The 17,050-nt window shown below is 67.5% G+C and carries 21 protein-coding genes; 15 read left to right on the top strand and 6 right to left on the bottom strand.

The features are described from left to right. The first annotated feature begins 13 nt into the window (after nt 1-13). The 3 genes from ABC419_RS12865 to ABC419_RS12855 all read left to right on the top strand — a co-directional run bounded on the left by ABC419_RS12865 (nt 14) and on the right by ABC419_RS12855 (nt 1,813). Nucleotides 14-457 (top strand): hypothetical protein, encoded by a 444-nt coding sequence (locus tag ABC419_RS12865; protein ID WP_046653742.1) that lies wholly within the window; start codon nt 14-16, stop codon nt 455-457. Nucleotides 458-514: 57 nt separating this feature from the next. Then, a complete protein-coding gene (locus ABC419_RS12860) occupies nt 515-1,240 on the top strand; it encodes an RluA family pseudouridine synthase (RefSeq protein ID WP_003164404.1) in 726 nt (241 codons plus the stop codon). Nucleotides 1,241-1,318: 78 nt separating this feature from the next. Further along, nucleotides 1,319-1,813 (top strand): CC0125/CC1285 family lipoprotein, encoded by a 495-nt coding sequence (locus tag ABC419_RS12855; protein WP_412877228.1) that lies wholly within the window; start codon nt 1,319-1,321, stop codon nt 1,811-1,813. 3 nt (nt 1,814-1,816) lie between these two features. Here ABC419_RS12855 and ABC419_RS12850 read toward each other — a convergent pair whose 3' ends face one another. Continuing rightward, entirely contained in the window at nt 1,817-2,254 is a 438-nt protein-coding gene (locus ABC419_RS12850; protein ID WP_412877229.1) for a DUF2214 family protein, read from the bottom strand. A gap of 43 nt (nt 2,255-2,297) precedes the next feature. Between ABC419_RS12850 and crcB the strand changes: the two genes are divergently transcribed. From crcB to ABC419_RS12815, 7 genes are all read left to right on the top strand, one after another. Further along, nucleotides 2,298-2,696, top strand: a complete 399-nt coding sequence (crcB, locus tag ABC419_RS12845; RefSeq protein WP_003164407.1) for a fluoride efflux transporter CrcB — start codon at nt 2,298-2,300, stop codon at nt 2,694-2,696. Beyond that, the gene (locus ABC419_RS12840) at nt 2,693-3,688 is read left to right on the top strand and encodes an RluA family pseudouridine synthase (RefSeq protein ID WP_412877230.1); all 996 of its coding nucleotides are present in this window, start codon (nt 2,693-2,695) and stop codon (nt 3,686-3,688) included. The genes crcB and ABC419_RS12840 overlap by 4 nt, the downstream gene beginning before the upstream one ends. Beyond that, nucleotides 3,685-5,160: a putative 2OG-Fe(II) oxygenase gene (locus ABC419_RS12835; protein ID WP_412877231.1), complete on the top strand. Its 1,476-nt coding sequence runs from the start codon at nt 3,685-3,687 to the stop codon at nt 5,158-5,160. Before ABC419_RS12840 ends, ABC419_RS12835 begins: the two co-directional genes overlap by 4 nt. A gap of 1 nt (nt 5,161) precedes the next feature. Next, complete coding sequence (locus tag ABC419_RS12830; protein ID WP_200166601.1) at nt 5,162-5,848, top strand: HAD-IA family hydrolase; 687 nt, start codon at nt 5,162-5,164, stop codon at nt 5,846-5,848. A 9-nt stretch (nt 5,849-5,857) separates the two neighbouring features. Beyond that, a complete protein-coding gene (locus ABC419_RS12825) occupies nt 5,858-6,619 on the top strand; it encodes an ATP12 family chaperone protein (protein WP_200166603.1) in 762 nt (253 codons plus the stop codon). 79 nt (nt 6,620-6,698) lie between these two features. Next, nucleotides 6,699-7,148 carry a hypothetical protein gene (locus ABC419_RS12820; RefSeq protein WP_200166605.1) on the top strand — a complete coding sequence of 150 codons (450 nt, stop codon included), beginning with the start codon at nt 6,699-6,701 and terminating at the stop codon, nt 7,146-7,148. After that, on the top strand, nt 7,145-7,447 hold the full coding sequence (locus ABC419_RS12815) for a winged helix-turn-helix domain-containing protein (RefSeq protein ID WP_412877232.1): 303 nt from the start codon (nt 7,145-7,147) through the stop codon (nt 7,445-7,447). Before ABC419_RS12820 ends, ABC419_RS12815 begins: the two co-directional genes overlap by 4 nt. Here the strand turns inward: ABC419_RS12815 and ABC419_RS12810 are convergent. Beyond that, nucleotides 7,437-8,195 (bottom strand): pseudouridine synthase, encoded by a 759-nt coding sequence (locus ABC419_RS12810; RefSeq protein ID WP_412877233.1) that lies wholly within the window; start codon nt 8,193-8,195, stop codon nt 7,437-7,439. The genes ABC419_RS12815 and ABC419_RS12810 overlap by 11 nt on opposite strands. Nucleotides 8,196-8,504: 309 nt before the next feature. On the opposite strand from ABC419_RS12810, the gene ABC419_RS12805 reads away from it, so the two are divergent. After that, the gene (locus ABC419_RS12805) at nt 8,505-8,996 is read left to right on the top strand and encodes a hypothetical protein (RefSeq protein WP_412877234.1); all 492 of its coding nucleotides are present in this window, start codon (nt 8,505-8,507) and stop codon (nt 8,994-8,996) included. On the opposite strand, the gene ABC419_RS12800 is transcribed toward ABC419_RS12805, so the two are convergent. Further along, nucleotides 8,993-9,628, bottom strand: a complete 636-nt coding sequence (locus tag ABC419_RS12800; RefSeq protein WP_412877235.1) for a DUF938 domain-containing protein — start codon at nt 9,626-9,628, stop codon at nt 8,993-8,995. The genes ABC419_RS12805 and ABC419_RS12800 overlap by 4 nt on opposite strands. 209 nt (nt 9,629-9,837) lie before the next feature. Between ABC419_RS12800 and ABC419_RS12795 the strand changes: the two genes are divergently transcribed. Together ABC419_RS12795 and ABC419_RS12790 are read left to right on the top strand one after the other, a co-directional pair. Beyond that, nucleotides 9,838-11,682: a phosphoenolpyruvate carboxykinase (GTP) gene (locus ABC419_RS12795; RefSeq protein WP_412877236.1), complete on the top strand. Its 1,845-nt coding sequence runs from the start codon at nt 9,838-9,840 to the stop codon at nt 11,680-11,682. A gap of 52 nt (nt 11,683-11,734) precedes the next feature. Continuing rightward, the gene (locus ABC419_RS12790; RefSeq protein WP_412877237.1) at nt 11,735-12,757 is read left to right on the top strand and encodes an NAD(P)/FAD-dependent oxidoreductase; all 1,023 of its coding nucleotides are present in this window, start codon (nt 11,735-11,737) and stop codon (nt 12,755-12,757) included. Here ABC419_RS12790 and ABC419_RS12785 read toward each other — a convergent pair. Then, on the bottom strand, nt 12,754-13,494 hold the full coding sequence (locus tag ABC419_RS12785; protein ID WP_412877238.1) for an energy transducer TonB family protein: 741 nt from the start codon (nt 13,492-13,494) through the stop codon (nt 12,754-12,756). The genes ABC419_RS12790 and ABC419_RS12785 overlap by 4 nt on opposite strands. Before the next feature lie 149 nt (nt 13,495-13,643). Here ABC419_RS12785 and ABC419_RS12780 point away from each other — a divergent pair, with 149 nt between their 5' ends. Together ABC419_RS12780 and spbR are read left to right on the top strand one after the other, a co-directional pair. Next, nucleotides 13,644-14,441: a transglycosylase SLT domain-containing protein gene (locus tag ABC419_RS12780; RefSeq protein WP_200166613.1), complete on the top strand. Its 798-nt coding sequence runs from the start codon at nt 13,644-13,646 to the stop codon at nt 14,439-14,441. Nucleotides 14,442-14,530: 89 nt separating this feature from the next. Next, complete coding sequence (gene spbR / locus ABC419_RS12775; RefSeq protein WP_200166615.1) at nt 14,531-15,670, top strand: SpbR family protein; 1,140 nt, start codon at nt 14,531-14,533, stop codon at nt 15,668-15,670. Between the two features lie 53 nt (nt 15,671-15,723). On the opposite strand, the gene ABC419_RS12770 is transcribed toward spbR, so the two are convergent. Both ABC419_RS12770 and ABC419_RS12765 read right to left on the bottom strand, forming a co-directional pair. After that, nucleotides 15,724-16,200: an Hpt domain-containing protein gene (locus ABC419_RS12770; protein WP_125901962.1), complete on the bottom strand. Its 477-nt coding sequence runs from the start codon at nt 16,198-16,200 to the stop codon at nt 15,724-15,726. A gap of 62 nt (nt 16,201-16,262) precedes the next feature. Beyond that, nucleotides 16,263-17,042 carry an NAD kinase gene (locus tag ABC419_RS12765; protein WP_125901963.1) on the bottom strand — a complete coding sequence of 260 codons (780 nt, stop codon included), beginning with the start codon at nt 17,040-17,042 and terminating at the stop codon, nt 16,263-16,265. Nucleotides 17,043-17,050: the final 8 nt, after the last annotated feature.

The raw sequence follows: 17,050 nt of genomic DNA, 5'->3' as shown, positions 1-17,050 counted from the left end.
CCTGGGGGGAAGAATGATGGTCGATATTTCGAAGCGTCCGGCGGCGCCGTGGCATCTGTGGGCCATCGCCGCAGCCTCGGTGGTCTGGAACGGCGTCGGCGTCTGGCAGTGGTATCAGAAGGTGACGGGAGCCGCCGCCTACTGGAGCGCGCTGACGATGGAGCAGGTGGCCTATCTGCGCGGCGCGCCGATGTGGACCGATGTGGCCTTCGGCGTGGCGGTGTGGTGCGGCCTGCTGGGCGCGCTGATGCTGCTGCTTCGTCGGAAGCTGGCGTTCAACGCCTTCGTCGCGGGTCTAATCGCCATGCTGGCGCACGCCGTCTATGTGCTGGCGCTCAGCAACGGGCGTGAAGTCATCGGTGCGGGCGGCGTGGCGTTCACCCTGGTCGTCACCCTGATCTTCGTCATCCAGATCGCCTATGCCCATTGGGCGCGCCGCAAGGGCCTGATCCGCTGATCGCCAAGACCTGATGGGCATGGCGAAGCGGGGCGCGCTCGGCTAAAGGCTCGGCGGGTGAAAACCCGCCAGCCCGTATCCCTGACCGAAGATGAAATCGCCGCCGTCCGTTCCTGGGTGGTGCATGAAGACGCGCATCTGATCGCCTTCAACAAGCCGTCGGGCCTGTCCAGCCAGGGCGGCCGCATCCAGGCCAACACCCTGGACGACCTGCTGTGGGCCTTCGCCCGGTCGAACGGCAAGCGCCCGGAACTGGTGCACCGACTGGACCGCGACACCTCGGGCGTCATCCTGGCCGCCAAGACCAAGCCCGCCGCCGGTTTCTTCGGCAAGGCGATGCAGATGCGCAAGTTCCAGAAGACCTATCTGGCGCTGGTCGCAGCCGCGCCGGAGCCCAAGTCCGGCCGGATCACCTCGGCCCTGCGGCGCGAAGAGATCGGCCGCGAAAGCTATATGCGCGTCGTGGATTTCGATGCGCCGGGCGCGCAAGGCGCCGCCAGCGGCTATCGCACCCTGGCTTCTAGTGAAGACGGGGCGGTGGTCGAGTTGTCGCCTGAGACGGGACGGATGCACCAGCTTCGGGTCCATATGGCCTCTATCGGTCGCCCGCTGGTCGGCGATGTCCGCTATGGCGGCGCCCTGACCTTCGCCGGGCGCGCGGCGCCGCGCCTGATGCTGCATGCGGCGAAGCTGAGCTTTCCTCATCCCGACGGCGGCCGCGTGACGGTCGAAGCGCCGGAGCCGGAGGATTTCGCGGCCCTGCGTGCGGCGGCGGGGCTGTAGGGGCTTCATCCCCTGTTCAGCTTCACCGCGGAACAATCCGGCTCGCCCGTGCGCTGTTCGGGCGTGGGAGATACGCGCATGAAACGCCTCGCCATCGTCACGATCGCCGTCTCGGCCCTGGCACTCACGGCCTGCGCCAGCCTGGCGCCCTACGGCCGTCAGATGGGGCCGAACGGGCAGGGCTACTCCGAACAGCAGATCGAGCGTGACCGTTTCCGCGTCAGCTACAACGGCGTCGGCGCGCCCGGCCCGGTGGCGGACATGGCTCTGTTCCGTGCGGCCCAACTGACGACCGAGCAGGGCTATGACTGGTTCGAAGTGACGCAGCGCTGGATCGACGGCCGCCCCGACAGCGCGGGCGGCGTGCGGCCCAGCGTCTCCATCGGCGCCGGCACGGGCCGTTACGGCGGCTGGTCGTCATCGGGCGTCGGCGTCGGGTTGGGCTTCGACCTCAGCGGGCCGCAGCCGACCTCGACCACGCTGGAGATCGTCATGGGGCGCGGCCAGCGCCCCGATCGCCCAGGGGCCTATGACGCGCGCGGGGTTCAGGACGCCATCCGCCCGCGCCTGTAGGGCCTAGAACGGCCAGCGCGCCATCGCCGCCGCGAAGGCCAGCAGCGGAACCAGCAGCAGAAGCTCCAGCCCGACCGCGCGACGCGCCGCGGTCAGCTCGGCCTGCGGCGGGACATAGCCGGGCGCGGCCTGCGCCGCCTTGCGCCACTTCAGGATCGCCAGCGTCGGCCGGATCGAGATCAGGCCGATCAGAGCGAAGGTCGCGATCTTGGCCCAGAAGAAGGGGTTGGCTTCATAGAAGGCCCAGCCCTTGCCGCCCATCACCCGTCCGACCCCGACCAGAATGATCAGCAGGGCCGTGACCCCATAGCCCGCGTCCAGTCCGGCCAGTCGCTTCACCGGCGGTTGCGCCGTGCGCAGCAGCGCCAGCTCCGACGCCAGCATGACGATCAGGCCCAGGAACAGCAGGTGATGCAGGATGGCGAGGACAAGGTCGTGCATGGCAGCCTTCGCAAATGAGGTCGGAACAGTATATGCCGCCAGCATGACACGTTTCTTGCTGGTTGCGATCGGCGGCGGCCTGGGGGCGATGGCGCGCTATGGGCTGGGGCTGGCCGTGGGCCGCCTGGCGCCGGGCGCGGCCTGGCCGTGGGCGACCCTGACCGCCAATGTCGCGGGCGGTCTTCTGATGGGCCTGCTGGTCGGCTGGCTGGCGTTGAGGGCGGGCGCGGGGCAGGAGAGCATCCGCCTGTTCGCCGCCGTCGGCGTCCTGGGCGGCTTCACGACCTTTTCGGCCTTTTCATTGGAAGCGGCCCTGATGATCGAACGCCGTGAAATCGTCTCGGCTTTCGTTTATGCGGCGGGTTCGGTGGTTCTCGCCATCGCCGCTCTGTTCGTCGGCCTGATGATCGCGCGCAAACTGTTTACCGGAGTGGGCGCATGAGCCGCGAAGTCCAGACCCTCTATGTCGCCGAGGATGAAGACGACATCCGTCTTGATCGCTGGTTCAAGCGGCGCTGGCCGCACCTGACGCACATCCAGGTCGAGAAGATGGCCCGCAGCGGCCAGATCCGCGTCGACGGCTCGCGGGTCAAGCCGCAGGACCGCCTGACCGCGGGGGCCGCTGTGCGCGTGCCGCCGCTGCCCGAGGCCAATCCGCGCAAGCCCGGCGACCTGCACGAATTGACCGAGCGCGACATCGCCTACGCCAAGTCGCTGGTGCTGTATGAAGACCACATGGTCATCGCCCTAAACAAGCCGCACGGCCTGGCCGTGCAGGGCGGGACCAAGACCACCAAGCACGTCGACCGCCTGCTGTCGGCCTGGGGCGAGGGGATGGACCGGCCGCGTCTGGTCCACCGTCTGGACCGCGACACCTCGGGCGTGCTGCTGCTGGGCAAGGGACCGGAGGCGGCCAAGCGTCTGGCCGGCGCCTTCGCCCGGCGTCAGGCCAAGAAGACCTATTGGGCCATCGTCATCGGCAATCCCAAGCCTTCGGCGGGTCAGATCGACATGGCGCTGAAGAAGACCGGCATCAACGACTTCGAGATGATGCGCCCGGCCGAGCCCAAGGATCCCAAGAGCGAACCGGCCGAGACCGCCTTCGCCACCATCAGCCGCGCCGCCCACCGCGCGGCGTGGATGGCGCTGCGCCCCTTCACCGGCCGCACGCACCAGCTGCGCGCCCACATGGCCGCTATCGGCCACCCCATCCTGGGCGATCCCAAATACGGCGACGAAAAATCGCGCGAACTGTCCGGCCCGCTGAAGCTGCAGCTTCACGCCCGCCGCATCGAGCTGGACCACCCCGGCGGCGGCAAACTGATCGTCGAGGCTCCGCTCAGCCCCGAGATGAAAGCCGGCTTCAACCATTTCGGCTTCTCCGAGGACGAAGCTGACGAAGACCCCTTCGAGGGCGTGCGGCGGATGCGATGAACGCTGTGCTGGACAAGGAACTGGGTCGCCTGTTGGACGGGGGTCATGCCCAGGACGTTCTTGCTCTGGCGACGCGCGAGATCGAGGCTGGTCGCGCGAACTTTGCGGTTCACGCCTACCGAGCGCAGGCGCTGCAGGCGCTTGGCCGCCCGAAGGACGCCTTGCCTGACGCGCGACAGGCGGCGGCTATGACGCCGAAAAGCGTCTCGGCGCATCATAACCTGGCGGCGCTCTTGGGTGACCTGGGCATGGCGGGTGAGGCCGAAGCGGCGGCTCGGCGAGCTTTGGCTGTGGGCGGTGACGCGCCGGAAACCTGGCTGGTCCTGGCTCGCGCGCTGCAAGGCCAGAATTGTCTGGATGAGGCCGAGCAGGCTTATCGCACCGCTATTTCGCGTCGTCGTGACTATCCTGATGCGGTGCGGGATCTCGCCTATCTGCTGTGGATGCGGACCGAAGACGTAGAAGTCTCGGCCGCGCCTCTGCTGGACGCCCTGACCCGGCAGGGGCAAAGCGAGGTTCTTCGCATGGCCTTGGCTCAACTGCTCCAGTATGCGGATCGAAAGGCGGACGCCTATCGCGTCCTGGCGTCCATTGCTCTGTCGCCGCGCGGCCACTTCGCCGCAGCCCAGATCGTGATGAATGACGATCCTGAGCTGGCGCTTCGACATATCGGAGCGGCCAGAACGCAGGGCGTGGACGCGGCGCCTCTTCGGTCTGCCTCGGCAGAGGCCTTGCTCGCTCTCGGTCGTCCTCAGGACGCTATGCAGGACATAGCGCCTCTGCGTCAGGCGACGCCTGACAATCAGTACGCGATCGCGCTGGAAGCTGTCGCGCTACGCTTGGCGGGAGATGAAGCCTATCGACGGCTGTATGATTACAGCCGGTTGGTATCGCCTGATCGGATCGATTGCCCGCCGGGATGGACGGATCTGCACAGCTATCTGCGTGATCTGGCCGTGGCGCTACGGCGTAATCACGTCTTAAAGACGCACCCCGTCGGACAGTCCCTGCGAGGCGGATCTCAGACATCTACGCCATTGGTCCTGAATACTGACCCCGCGATCCGCGCTTTTTTCACGGCGATCGATGGTCCGATCCGACGCTATATTGACGGGCTGGAGGGCGATGGTCCGCTGCCGGCCAGACGCTCGGATAGCTACGATATCGCCGGCTGCTGGTCAGTGCGGCTACGTCCACACGGCTATCACGCCGATCACGTGCACCCGCAGGGATGGATATCTTCCGCTTGCTACATCGAGGTTCCGGATATAGCGCGAACCGAGGGTCGCCAGGGGTGGCTAAGGTTCGGTCAGCCGCCTTTCGCATCGTCTCCAGTCTTGGCTGCGGAGCATTTTGTCCAACCCGAGCTGGGGAGAGTGGTGCTGTTTCCTTCCTACATGTGGCATGGAACGGTTCCTTTCGGCGGTGATCAGGACCGTCTGACCATGGCCTTTGACATCGTGCCGGCCTGATATGATCGCTTCCGACGCTCCGCTCGCCGTTTTCGATATCGACGGCACGCTGGTCGACAGCCGCGCCTCCATCCATCGCGCGGCCTGCGAGGCGGCCCACGTCCTGGGCTTGCCCGAGCCTGACTACGAGCGGGTGCGCCAGATCGTCGGCTTGAGCCTGCATCACGCCCTGCATGTGCTGGAGCCGTCGCTGACGGACGCTGAGCTGGCGGACTTCGTCGCCGCCTTTCAGGCTAGCTTCCGCGCCATGTATGAGGCGGGGCATGAGGAGCCGCTCTATCCCGGCGTCATGCAGACCCTGCGGCGGCTGAAGCGCGACGGCTGGCGGCTGTCGCTGGCGACCGGGCAGAACCGGCGCGGCGTCGCCCGCAACCTGGCGCGGCCTGAATGGAGCGATCTGTTCCTGTCCAGCCACTGCGCCGAGGACGGGCCGGGCAAGCCGGACCCGGCCATGCTGCGCGCCGCCATGGCCGCCTGCAGGGCCGACATCGCCTCGACCGTCATGATCGGCGACACCAGCCACGACATCGCCATGGCCGTGGCGGCGGGGGTGCATCCGCTGGGCGTCGGCTGGGGCTTCCATACGGTGGAGGAGCAGGCGGCTGCGGGCGCGTTGCACATCGCCGCCGATTTTCCTGATCTGGAGGCGGCGCTCGACCGTTTCGCCTCGACCAAGCTTTTCGCCTAGAAGTCTGCCATGTCTCACATTCCTTCGCTTGATCCCAACGTCGCCGCCCAGAAGGGCTTTCGTGAGTCCGAAGAGCGCATCAAGCGTTTCTGGAAGGCCGCCGAGGTCGAGGCCCGCGACGGCGGCTGGGTCGTCCTGCTGGACGGCCGCGCGCCCAAGACGCCGGCCGGCAACGCCATCGCCCTGCCGACCGAGGCGGCGGCTCGTCTCGTGGCCGACGAGTGGAACGCCCAGGGCGAGCATCTGATGCCGGGGACCATGCCCGCCACCCGTCTGGCCTCGACCGCCATCGACCGGGTCAGCCAGACGCGCGCTCCGGTGGCCGAAGAGATCGCCCGTTACGCTGGGTCGGACGTGCTCTGCTATCTGGCCGAGACGCCGTCGGGGCTGATCGAGCGTCAGCAGACGGAATGGGGCCCGTGGCGCGACTGGGCCGCGCGCGAACTCGGCGTCGAACTGCATGCGGTCGAGGGGATCATCCATCGCCCGCAGGCGCCGGAGGCGCTGGCGCGGGTCGAGGCGCTGGCGCTGGAGATGGACGACTTCGCCCTGACTGGGCTGGCGACGGCGGTTCCACTGTTCGGCTCGGCGGTGCTGGGGCTGGCGGTTCAGCGCGGGGCGCTGGCGGGCGAGGCAGCGTTGGACCTGTCGCGTCTGGACGAGGTCTTCACCGAGGAGCGCTGGGGCGTGGACGAGGAGGCGGCTGCCCGCACCGAGGCCCACCGCGCCGAAGCGGCATTGCTGCAGCGCTGGTTCGAGGCGCTCAGGTAACTTTCCGATCTGGAAAGTCATTACTTGACGAAGTGGAAAGTCGTCGTCATTTTCCGTTCTGGAAAGTGAGGGATGTCCCATGTCAGATACGCACGACGCGAAGGCCGCTCTGGAGCAGATACGCCAGACGCGCGAACAGGCGCTCGGGAAGATGAACTATTGGCCCTGGTGGTATGACGCCGGCTACGCCCTGGCGTGCGGGCTTCTGGTGGCGGGGCAGGGCTTTTCCACCATGATCGGCATGGCCTGCGTTGTGGTAGCGATCGCGATTCTGGTGACGATCATGCGGGTCTGGCAGGATCGCACAGGGGTGTGGGTGAACGGGTATGCTCCGCGTCGCGCCCGCTGGGCCGCCTTTGGCCTGGCGGCGATCCTGATGGGGTTGATGGGCCTCAGCATCTGGTTCGGGCGGGTGCAGGGCGTCGTCTGGGTTCCCTTCGCCAACGGTTTGGCGGCGGCGGTTCTGGGCGTCGTCGGCATGAGGGTCTGGATGCGCCTGTACCGCATCGACGTGCGGAGCCTGTCGTGAAGCCGCCGGTTTTCGATCCTGTGATCCATGCGCCGGGCAGGCTGCAGATATGCGCGATCCTGTCCGCCGCCGAAGCCGAGTTCGCGGTGGTGCGCGACGCCATTCAGGTGTCTGACTCCGTCCTGTCGAAACACGTGAAGACGCTGGAGGAGGCCGGCTATCTTGTTGTCCGCAAGGCGGCGCAGGGCGGCCGCCAGCGCACCTGGCTCAGCCTCACGAATGCCGGAAAGGCGGCCTTCGCCTCCCATGTAGCCGAACTGAGCCGTCTGGCGGCCATGACGGCGCCGGTCAGCCCTTGATCAGCGCCGCGCGCTCGTCGGCCGTCAGCATCCGCCAGCGGCCTTCCGGCAGGTCGCCCAACTTCACCGGGCCGATGCGGATGCGATAGAGGTCGACGACCTCCAGTCCGACCAGTTCGCACATGCGACGAATCTGGCGGTTACGGCCTTCGCGCAGGATGAAACGCAGGCGCTGCGGCTCCATCTGGGTGACGCGGGCGGGCTTCAACTGGCGGCCGTCCAGCTCCAACCCGTGGCGCAGTTTGGTCAGCTTGGCCTCGGTCACGGCGCCGGCGACGCGGACCAGGTATTCCTTGTCCAGATCGGACTGCGGCCCGATCACCGCCTTGGCCACCACGCCGTCCGAGGACAGCATCAGCAGGCCGCGCGAATCCTCGTCCAGCCGCCCGACCGGGGGCAGGGAGGCGTCGCGAGCGGGGGTCTCGCTCTCGCCGATCTTGTTGGCCGTGGTCAGCAGGCGCACGGCCGGAACCTTGCCCGGCTCGGGCTGGCCCGAGACGTAGCCGACCGGCTTGTGCAACAGGATGGCGACGCCCGCCGCCAGCGCCGCCTCGCCCGTGTCGTTCAGGGTCAGGGTCTGGCCCGGTTCGATCTTGCGGCCCGCGTCGCGCACGACCTCGCCGTCGATGCTGACCAGCCCCTCGGCGATCAGGCCCTCGGCCTCGCGGCGCGAGCAGACGCCGGTCTGGCCCAGCCACTTGTTGATGCGGACGGGTTCGTCGCCGTCATAGGTGCGGGTGAAGGCCATGGCCTGACTTGAGATCTCCAGCGGTGCGACCGGCTGTGTAGGGCCCGCTCGCGCATGGAGGCAAGGGCGCAGCTGTGGCCGGGCGGTTCAGGTGTTCTTGGGAGCGGTTGAGTTCACTTTTACGTCGTCAAGTTGACCTTGAGCATCATAAGCCTATATCAGCAGTCACCCTGATGTTTTTGTCGCATTCGCTTCCGATTGATTCGGATTGCGACGTTTGCCGCGTTTGATCCGGTTGCGGCGTACAGGGCGGGACGATTTCTTGTAATTGTCCGCGAATATTGATCGATAACCTTCGAAGGAGACGTTTTGTACGCTCAACGCAAGACCACGACCGCCCCTCGTTCCCGCCAATACGGCAATCGCCCCGCGCCCGCTCGCCTGCGCTTCGGCCTGATCATGCGCAAGGGCATGGATTTCGGCGAACTGGGCGACATGGAGACCGCCCTGCGCTTTGAAGGCGTGTCGCTGGCCCCGATCTCGACGGGGGAGGGCAGTCTGGTTTCGGGCGGGCTGACCGTTCTGGCCACGGCGACGGCTGACGACATCAGCGGCGGTCGTGTTCAGGGCGTGGTGGTTCCGGGCGGCGTGGCGGACGAAGCCGGCCTGGTTCAGGTCAAGGCGCTGGTGAACTTGGCCAAGGCGCAGGGCCTGCCGGTTCTGGCCTTCGCCGACGGCGTGGCCGTGGCGGCTGAAATCTTCGGCGAAGCGGCGGATGCGCCGGGCGCGGCTTTCCGCGACGGCAAGGTCGCCCTGCTGAACGACCGCGCCGAACTGACGGCTGTGGTCGCCGCCATCTAAACCCGGCGGAAGATCAGGCTCAGGTTGTTGGCGGGCATGGCCCGTCGCAGCGTCAGGGCCAGGCCGTGCGACCGGGCGAGCGTTTCAACCTCGCCCCGGTCGCGCAGGCCCCATGCGGGATCGCGCGCCTTCAGGCTGTCGTCGAAGGCGGCGTTGGACGGGGCCAGCGGAACCTCGGCCTCGCGATACGGGCCGTAGAGATACAGCAGGCCGCCGGGGCGTGTCAGCGACCGCTCCGCCAGCCGCATCAGGCCTCGGGCCGCCGACCACGGGCTGATGTGGATCATGTTGATACAGACGATGGCGTCCAGCGGCTCTGACGGCCAACTGGCGTCATCCAGCATGTCGACCGCCTGTGCGGGGCGCAGGTTCGCCGCGCCCGCCTTCATCCGCCACGCCTCGATGCTGGCCCGCGCCTCCGCGCTGGGATCGCTGGGCGTCCAGTCCAGGCCGTGCAGGGCCGTTGCGAAGGCGACGGCGTGCTGACCCGATCCAGCGGCGATCTCCAGCACCCGGCCCTGAGCGGGCAGATGGGCGCGCAGCACCTCCAGTATGGCCGCACTGTTGCGTTCAGCCGCAGGCGAGATCAGGGCGCTCGGGAAGCCGTCCGGCGTCGACTTTACAGAATCCATCGTCTTCACGCCGAAGGAGATAGCCCTTGGGACGCGCTCTGACGATTTAAATATGCATGTGGATGGGGCGAGCCGGATAACGGGGGAATGAAACGTGCAGTGGTTGACCTAACGTCCCTTGGGGTTCATTGCCCCCGTTACACAGCGTGATCAGCTTATTGCGTGACGGCGACGACAGATCGCCGCGCGCAGCTTCAGGAGAGCAAGACGTGACGCAATCGATTCCCGGTCTCCATCCGGCGCCGACTGAACACAAGGGCCTCGTCGCCTGGGTGGAGCAGATCGCCGCCCTGACCAAGCCTGACCGTGTTCACTGGTGCGACGGCTCGGCCGCCGAGAAGTCCGCCATCGTCGCCGATCTGATCGGCAAGGGCACGCTGAAGGAGCTGGATCAGGCCAAGCGCCCCGGCTGCTACTACGCCGCCTCGGACCCCAAGGACGTGGCTCGCGTCGAGAGCCGCACCTTCATCTGTTCCGAAGACGCCGCCGACGCCGGCCCGACCAACAACTGGTCCGACCCGGTTGAAATGCGCGCCCGTCTGGACGGCCTGTTCGACGGCTGCATGAAGGGCCGGACGATGTATGTCGTTCCCTTCTGCATGGGCCCGCTGGGCTCCAAGATCTCCGCCCTGGGCGTCGAGATCACCGACAGCGGCTATGTCGCCGTGTCGATGGGCGTCATGACCCGCATGGGCAAGGGCGCGCTGGACATGCTGGGCGCCGACGGCGTCTTCGTCCCCGCCGTTCACACCCTGGGCGCGCCGCTGGCCGAAGGTCAGGCCGATGTGGCCTGGCCCTGCAACGACGACAAGTGGATCGTCCACTTCCCCGAGACGCGGGAAATCTGGTCCTACGGCTCGGGCTACGGCGGCAACGCCCTGCTGGGCAAGAAGTGCTACGCCCTGCGCATCGCCTCGATCATGGCCCGCGACGAGGGGTGGCTGGCCGAGCACATGCTGATCCTCAAGCTGACCAGCCCCGAAGGCGTGTCGAAATACGTGGCCGCCGCCTTCCCGAGCGCTTGCGGCAAGACCAACCTGGCCATGCTGCAACCGGCGCTGGACGGCTGGAAGGCCGAGACGGTCGGCGATGACATCGCCTGGATGCGCTTCGGCGACGACGGCCGTCTGTACGCCGTGAACCCGGAAGCGGGCTTCTTCGGCGTGGCGCCGGGCACCAGCCGCAACACCAACAAGAACGCGCTCGAGACCTTGACGCGCGACACCATCTTCACCAACGTGGCCCTGACCGCTGACGGCGACGTCTGGTGGGAAGGCCTGTCGAAGGACGCGCCGGAAGGCCTGACCAACTGGAAGGGCCAGTCGCACGATCCGGCCTCGGGCGAGCCTGCGGCGCACCCGAACTCGCGTTTCGCCGTCTGGGCCGGTCAGTGCCCGTCCATCGCGCCGGAGTGGGAAGACCCCGCCGGCGTGCCGATCGACGCCATCCTGTTCGGCGGTCGCCGCGCCTCGGCCGTGCCGCTGGTGACGGAAGCCTATGACTGGGAGCACGGCGTCTTCATGGGCTCGACCGTGGCCTCCGAAGGCACCGCCGCCGCCGAGAACAAGGTCGGCGAGCTGCGCCGCGACCCCTTCGCCATGCTGCCCTTCTGCGGCTACAACATGGGCGACTATTTCGGCCACTGGCTGAAGATGGGCGAAAAGGCCGATGCAGCGAAGCTGCCGCGCCTGTTCTTCGTCAACTGGTTCCGCAAGAACGAGGACGGCCAGTTCGTCTGGCCGGGCTTCGGCGACAACGCCCGCGTGCTGAAGTGGATCGTCGAGCGTCTGGAAGGTCAGGCCGAGGCCGTGGACACCCCGGTCGGCCGCGTGCCGTCCAAGGCCGCGCTGGACCTGTCGGGTCTGACGCTGACCGACGCCGATCTGAAGATCCTGCTGGACGTCGACGCCGACGTCTGGACCGAGGAAGCCGCCCTGATCCCCGCCTTCTACGAGAAGTTCGGCGATCGCCTGCCCAAGGCCCTGTGGGGCCAGCACGCCGCCCTGACCAAGCGTCTGGAAGAGGCGCGCGCGGCCAAGCTGGCGGCTGAATAAAAGACCGCTATCGACGGTTGAAATCGGGGCGCGGGAGGTCGAAGGACTTTCCGTGCCCCTTTTCAATTCTCCTGAACCCTCCTTCGACGCCGTGGTCATCGGCGCGGGCGCTTTGGGCCTGGGCGCGGCGGCGGAGCTGAGACGGCGCGGACGCCGCGTGGCGGTGGTCGATCCGGGCGGCGTCAACGCCTCAGCCGTGGCGGCGGGCATGATCGCGCCCGCCATGGAATGCGCCATCGACGACCTGTCGCTGGAGGTGGCCGGAGTGTTGCGCCGCGCGCGCGACCTGTGGCCCGCCTTCGCAGAGGCGACGGGCGTGCGCCTGTATGGCGAGCTGGCGGAATGGCGTGGCGGCGATGTCGCTGAACTGGCGGGGCGGATGAAGGCGCTGGGCTTCCAGCATCAGTATGACGCCGCCTCGGCCCGCCTGACGACGCATGAGGATGCGAAAGTCGATCCGCCTCAGGCGCTGGCGGCGCTGGCGCAGGGGCTGACGGTGATCGAGGCGCGGGCGTTGCGCATGGCGCCGGACGGGCAGGGCTGGCGGGTCGAAACGACGACGGGCGCCGTGCGCGCCGATCATCTGATCCTGGCCACGGGCGCTGACCCGTCGCTGGAGGGCCTGCCGCCCGAAGCGTGCGCGGTGGTCGCCCGCATCACCCCCATTCGCGGCCAGATTGGTCTGGTGAAGGAGAGGCTGGTCGATCACGTCGTGCGCGGGCCGGGCGCCTATGTCGCGCCGATGGGCGAGGGCAGCGTGATCGGGGCGACAATGGAGCCGGGCGAGCGCTCGGTGACGCCCGACGCTGCGCGCTGCGAAGCCATGCTGGCCGCCGCATGGAAGGTGCTGGGCCAGACGCCGCGTCCCTTGACGATCGACTGGCGCGCGGGGGTGCGCGGCACGACGCCGGACGGCCTGCCGATGGCCGGGCAGGTCGCGCCGGGTCTTCATGTCGCGCTGGGGCCGCGCCGCAACGGCTGGCTGCTGGGGCCGTTGGTCGGCGCTGCCGTCGCAGACGCGACAGAGGGCCGGCCCGTCGCCGAGCCGACCCTCCATCCCTCGCGGTTCCTTTAGTCCTTGGGCAGGTCGAAGCGGATGGCCATGGTGACGCGCGCGCCGTCGACGGCCTGTCCGTCCACCGTGCGCGGGCTGAGGCGGAAGTAGCGGCTCAGGCTCACCGCCGCGCGGCCGAAGCCCTGATTGCCCGGTGTTTCCGAGGTGACGGAACAGCCGGTCAGGCTGCCGTCCACCCGCACCAGGCAGGACAGTTCCGCCACGCCGCCGACGCCGCGCGCTTCGGCCGCCGAGGGATAGGCGCGCATCAGTTGATCCGCCGTCGGTTTGCGCACCCAGTCGGGTTGGGTGATGACGGGAACGGGCTTCGGCGGTTCGGGCGTGACCGTAGTTCCCGTCGAAGGCTCGGCCGCCGGTTCCGTCAGGTTGATGGCCGGGCCGGCGTCATGGCTGACGACGGGGGCGACCGGAACCTCCAGCGGGGCGACGTTGCTGGGCATGACCTGCGCCGGTCGATGGATCGGCGGCGTCGGCGCGGGGGAAGCCTTGGGCGGCGTCTCTGGCTTGGGCGGCAGCGGCGGCCGGATCAGATCGATGATGGTAGGCGGCGTCTCGGCTGGCGCGGGCGGCATGTCGGCCAGTTCAAAGCGTTGCTGATACAACCAGACGCCGGCGCTGACGTGCGCCAGAGCCGAGGCGCCGATCATCGCCCACACCCATCGGGGCAGGGGCTTCTTGCGTTGCTGGAAGTCGAGGGGGCTGACCACGCCGTGGCCCCCGGCGATACGCATCATCATGACTTACGCGCCTCCTGTCGCAGGCCCTCCCCAGCACCCACGGAACGAAGTTCGCGCTTCGCTTGCGGCCTTATTGTGGCGCTTGGAATTGTTAACGGCGGCGGCGTTGCGTTAAGGTTTCGTTTACCGAGGTTAGCGACCGTTCACACATGACCGTGAAAGCGATTCCATCATCCGGCGGCGTGGAGGCGGCCATTCGGCGCGCCTCGACCTCGACGGGCGTGGACTTCGATTTCCTGATGAAGACCGCGCGCCGTGAAAGCGCGATGAACCCCAATGCGCGGGCGCCGACGTCCTCGGCCTCGGGCCTGTTCCAGTTCATCGAGCAGACCTGGCTGGGCACGGTGAAGCGGCACGGCGCCAAGCACGGCTACGGCCAGTATTCGGATCTGATCTACCAAGGCGGCGACGGGCGCTGGCAGGTGCGTGGTTCGGCGCGCAACGTCGTGCTGGATCTGCGCTTCGATCCTCAGGCCGCTTCGACCATGGCGGGGGAACTGACAGCTTCGAACGCGGCCTATCTGCGCGGACGTACAGGACGTGAGCCGAACGGCGGCGACCTGTATGCGGCTCACTTTCTGGGTCCGGCGGGCGCAGCCAAGTTGATGGAGGCCATGCAGTCGCGGCCCCAGTCCAGCGCGGCGGCCCTGTTCCCCGAGGCGGCCTCGGCGAACCGCTCCATCTTCTATCGCAACGGCCGCCCGGCGTCGGTGGCCGAGGTACACGCCAATCTGCAACGCACAGCAGGCGAGGCCGCGCCCGCCGCCGGCGCCGGTAGCGTGAAACCCGTTCCCGAGTTGGGCGATAAGGAGCGCGCCTTGGCCGCGCGCCTGGACCGTCTGAAGCAGGATCAAAGCCTGTTGGCCCTGCTGCTGGGCCAGGACGGGCGGGGAGCGGGCGGCGGCTTTGGCGGCGCCTACGGCCCGCCGCCGAACAAGCCTGGCTGAAGACCTTCGTTCCGCCTTATTCCTAACGGGGCCTTAACTATGTAACGCTATGAGTGACGATTGATTCTTCGCCGCTCTGAGCTTCATCCATGACCGCCTACCGCGCCCGACTGACGGAAAGCGACATCAGGCGCCTGATCAAGTCCGACGTCGAGGACGATCGCGCGGCGGCGGCCCACAAGCTGTTCCGCAGCATCGATCGCATGGTGCTGGACGAGACGGAGCGCGCGGCGGCCAGGAAAATACTCAATGTCCTAGCCGCTGACACGGCTGAACTCGTGCGACGGGCCCTGGCCGTGACGCTGAAGGCGTCGGATTTGGTGCCACGTGAGGTGGCGCGTCGTCTGGCTGCGGATGTGGACAGCGTGGCTCTGCCTATCATCAACTGTTCGCCCGCCTTTTCCGATGACGACCTGATCGAGATCGTGCGCGCCGGATCGGCCGTCCGTCAGGCGGCTGTGGCGTCGCGTTCACGCGTGCCGCGCGACGTAGCGACGGTCCTGGCCGCCGAGGGGCGACAGGAAGCGGTTCTGGCCCTGGCGGCCAACGACAACGCAGACCTTTCCGAAGACGCCCTGGGTCTGGTGGTCGACCGCTTTGGTCACGCATCCGAGGTGGTGTCGGCCCTGGCCTATCGTCAGGTGCTGCCTTTGTCCGTGACCGAACGCCTGGTGGTCCTGGCTTCGGACGCAGCGCGCGAGCATCTGGTCACGCGCCACGCCCTGGCGCCGGAAACCGCCATCCAGTTCGCCGACTTCGCGCGTGAGCGGGTGACGGTGGATCTGATCGATCAGGCCCGGGTGGCTGTGGATCTGCCGGAATTCGTCGCCCGCTTGTACGGCCGCAAGGCGTTGACGCCGTCGCTACTGCTGCGCGCTCTGGCGCGGGGGCAGATGGCCTTGTTCGAGCATGCTCTGGCGGAGCTGGCGGGCACGCCGCATCACCGCGCCTGGCTGATGGTGCACGATGCAGGTCCGCTGGGGCTGAAGGCGCTCTATGACCGTGCAGGAATGCCGCCACGTCTGTTCCAGGCCTTCCGCTCCGGCGTCGACACCTGGCGTGTGCTGCAGGCCGAGGGCGGCGACACCTCGGGCGAAGCCTTCCGCCAGCGTATGCTGGAACGCTTCCTCAGTCAGCGCCCGGACGCCGCACGCGAAGATCTGGCCTATCTGATGGAGCGCCTGGATCGTCCGGCGCCTGAAGCTCTGGCCGCTATCGGCGCCGCATAGAAGAAAGGGCGCCCAGCGGACGCCCCTCTCATCGATGCTGCTTGAGGCAGATTTTAACCCAGGTGCTCGGCCACGCGCGCTTCCAGCGCTTCGGCGAGGTCGCGGCCGACCGGGTGTTCATCCGTCTGAATCTCGTCACGCACCACGGCCTTGATGGCGTCGATATGGGCGTCGATGACGGGCAGAGGCGCCTTCATCCGCTTGTCGGCGTCGTCCAGCATCCGACACAATGATCCGGCGATGCGCGTTACCAGCGGGTATTGATAGGTCGTCCCCAGGCCCTTCAGATCGTGCGCGCGGAAATACAGCGCCTCGGCGGTTTCGGTGGTGTAGCCCTTGGTGCGGATGTCGGCCTGGGTCTGATCCAGCTTGGCCACTTCATCCTGAAGCCACTGACCGAACTGGGCCGACATGGCTTTAAGGGCCTCTTCGGCCTTGGCGATGGCGTTGGCGTCGATACCGCCGAAGCCGCCGCCGACCTTGGCGCGCAGGGCGTTGGGCGGACGAAAGACGTTGGAAGAATTGCTCACGGGCCGGACTCCTGAACTGTAAAATCCAATGTGCCGCGAGAGTTCTAAAAAACCGTGACGTTTCAGGCGGCGAACTGTTCGGCCATGACGCGTTCTTCATAGGACCGCCCTGCGTCGAACAGCATGGTCAGGGCGATATCGCGTCGCTCGCGCACTTCGACCCGTGTGACGCGCCGCACCTCGAAGTTGTCCGCCGTGGCGCTGACGGGTCGTTTGTCGGCCTCCAGTACGTCGAACCGCACCCTCGCCGTGTGCGACAGCAGCGCCCCGCGCCAGCGCCTGGGGCGGAAGGCGCTGATCGGCGTCAGCGCCAGGCTGGGCGCGTCCAGCGGAATGATCGGCCCGTGAGCCGATAGATTATAGGCGGTCGATCCCGCCGGTGTCGCGACCAGGCAACCGTCGCAGGTCAATTCCTCCAACCGCACCTTGTCGTTGATGCTGATACGCAGCTTGGCGCTCTGGCGGGTCTGACGCAGCAGGGAGACTTCATTGACCGCCAGGCCGCTGTGGACCTGGCCGCTCTCGGTCCAGGCGTCCATCTGCAGGGGGTGAAGGACGGTTCGATCCGCCTGGATCACCCGCTCCAGCAGATCGTCTTCCTCATAGTCGTTCATCAGGAAGCCGACTGAGCCGCGATTCATCCCATAGACGGGCGTCTGAAGTTGCAGGTTGTTGTGAAGCGTTTCCAGCATGAAGCCGTCGCCGCCCAGGGCCACGATGACTTCGGCCTCCGTCACGGGAACTGAGCCGTAGCGTTCGCTCAGTCTCAGGCGCGCCTCCTCGGCTTCGGGCCGATCGCTGGCCAGGAAGGTGAGGGCGGTGGGGCGGAAAGGCTGGGTCACGCGCCTAG

The organism is Brevundimonas phoenicis (assembly GCF_047237745.1).
In the GTDB taxonomy this organism is placed as follows: Bacteria; Pseudomonadota; Alphaproteobacteria; order Caulobacterales; family Caulobacteraceae; genus Brevundimonas.
This window is presented reverse-complemented; position numbering and strand designations above follow the sequence as displayed.

Bases quoted from the DNA above. Each gene is read 5' to 3' on its own strand.
- ABC419_RS12865 (WP_046653742.1), top strand. From the start codon at position 14: ATGATGGTCGATATTTCGAAGCGTCCGGCGGCGCCGTGGCATCTGTGG.
- ABC419_RS12855 (WP_412877228.1), top strand. From the start codon at position 1,319: ATGAAACGCCTCGCCATCGTCACGATCGCCGTCTCGGCCCTGGCACTC.
- ABC419_RS12850 (WP_412877229.1), bottom strand. From the start codon at position 2,254: ATGCACGACCTTGTCCTCGCCATCCTGCATCACCTGCTGTTCCTGGGC.
- crcB (WP_003164407.1), top strand. From the start codon at position 2,298: ATGACACGTTTCTTGCTGGTTGCGATCGGCGGCGGCCTGGGGGCGATG.
- ABC419_RS12840 (WP_412877230.1), top strand. From the start codon at position 2,693: ATGAGCCGCGAAGTCCAGACCCTCTATGTCGCCGAGGATGAAGACGAC.
- ABC419_RS12835 (WP_412877231.1), top strand. From the start codon at position 3,685: ATGAACGCTGTGCTGGACAAGGAACTGGGTCGCCTGTTGGACGGGGGT.
- ABC419_RS12830 (WP_200166601.1), top strand. From the start codon at position 5,162: ATGATCGCTTCCGACGCTCCGCTCGCCGTTTTCGATATCGACGGCACG.
- ABC419_RS12825 (WP_200166603.1), top strand. From the start codon at position 5,858: ATGTCTCACATTCCTTCGCTTGATCCCAACGTCGCCGCCCAGAAGGGC.
- ABC419_RS12820 (WP_200166605.1), top strand. From the start codon at position 6,699: ATGTCAGATACGCACGACGCGAAGGCCGCTCTGGAGCAGATACGCCAG.
- ABC419_RS12810 (WP_412877233.1), bottom strand. From the start codon at position 8,195: ATGGCCTTCACCCGCACCTATGACGGCGACGAACCCGTCCGCATCAAC.
- ABC419_RS12800 (WP_412877235.1), bottom strand. From the start codon at position 9,628: ATGGATTCTGTAAAGTCGACGCCGGACGGCTTCCCGAGCGCCCTGATC.
- ABC419_RS12785 (WP_412877238.1), bottom strand. From the start codon at position 13,494: ATGATGATGCGTATCGCCGGGGGCCACGGCGTGGTCAGCCCCCTCGAC.
- ABC419_RS12780 (WP_200166613.1), top strand. From the start codon at position 13,644: ATGACCGTGAAAGCGATTCCATCATCCGGCGGCGTGGAGGCGGCCATT.
- spbR (WP_200166615.1), top strand. From the start codon at position 14,531: ATGACCGCCTACCGCGCCCGACTGACGGAAAGCGACATCAGGCGCCTG.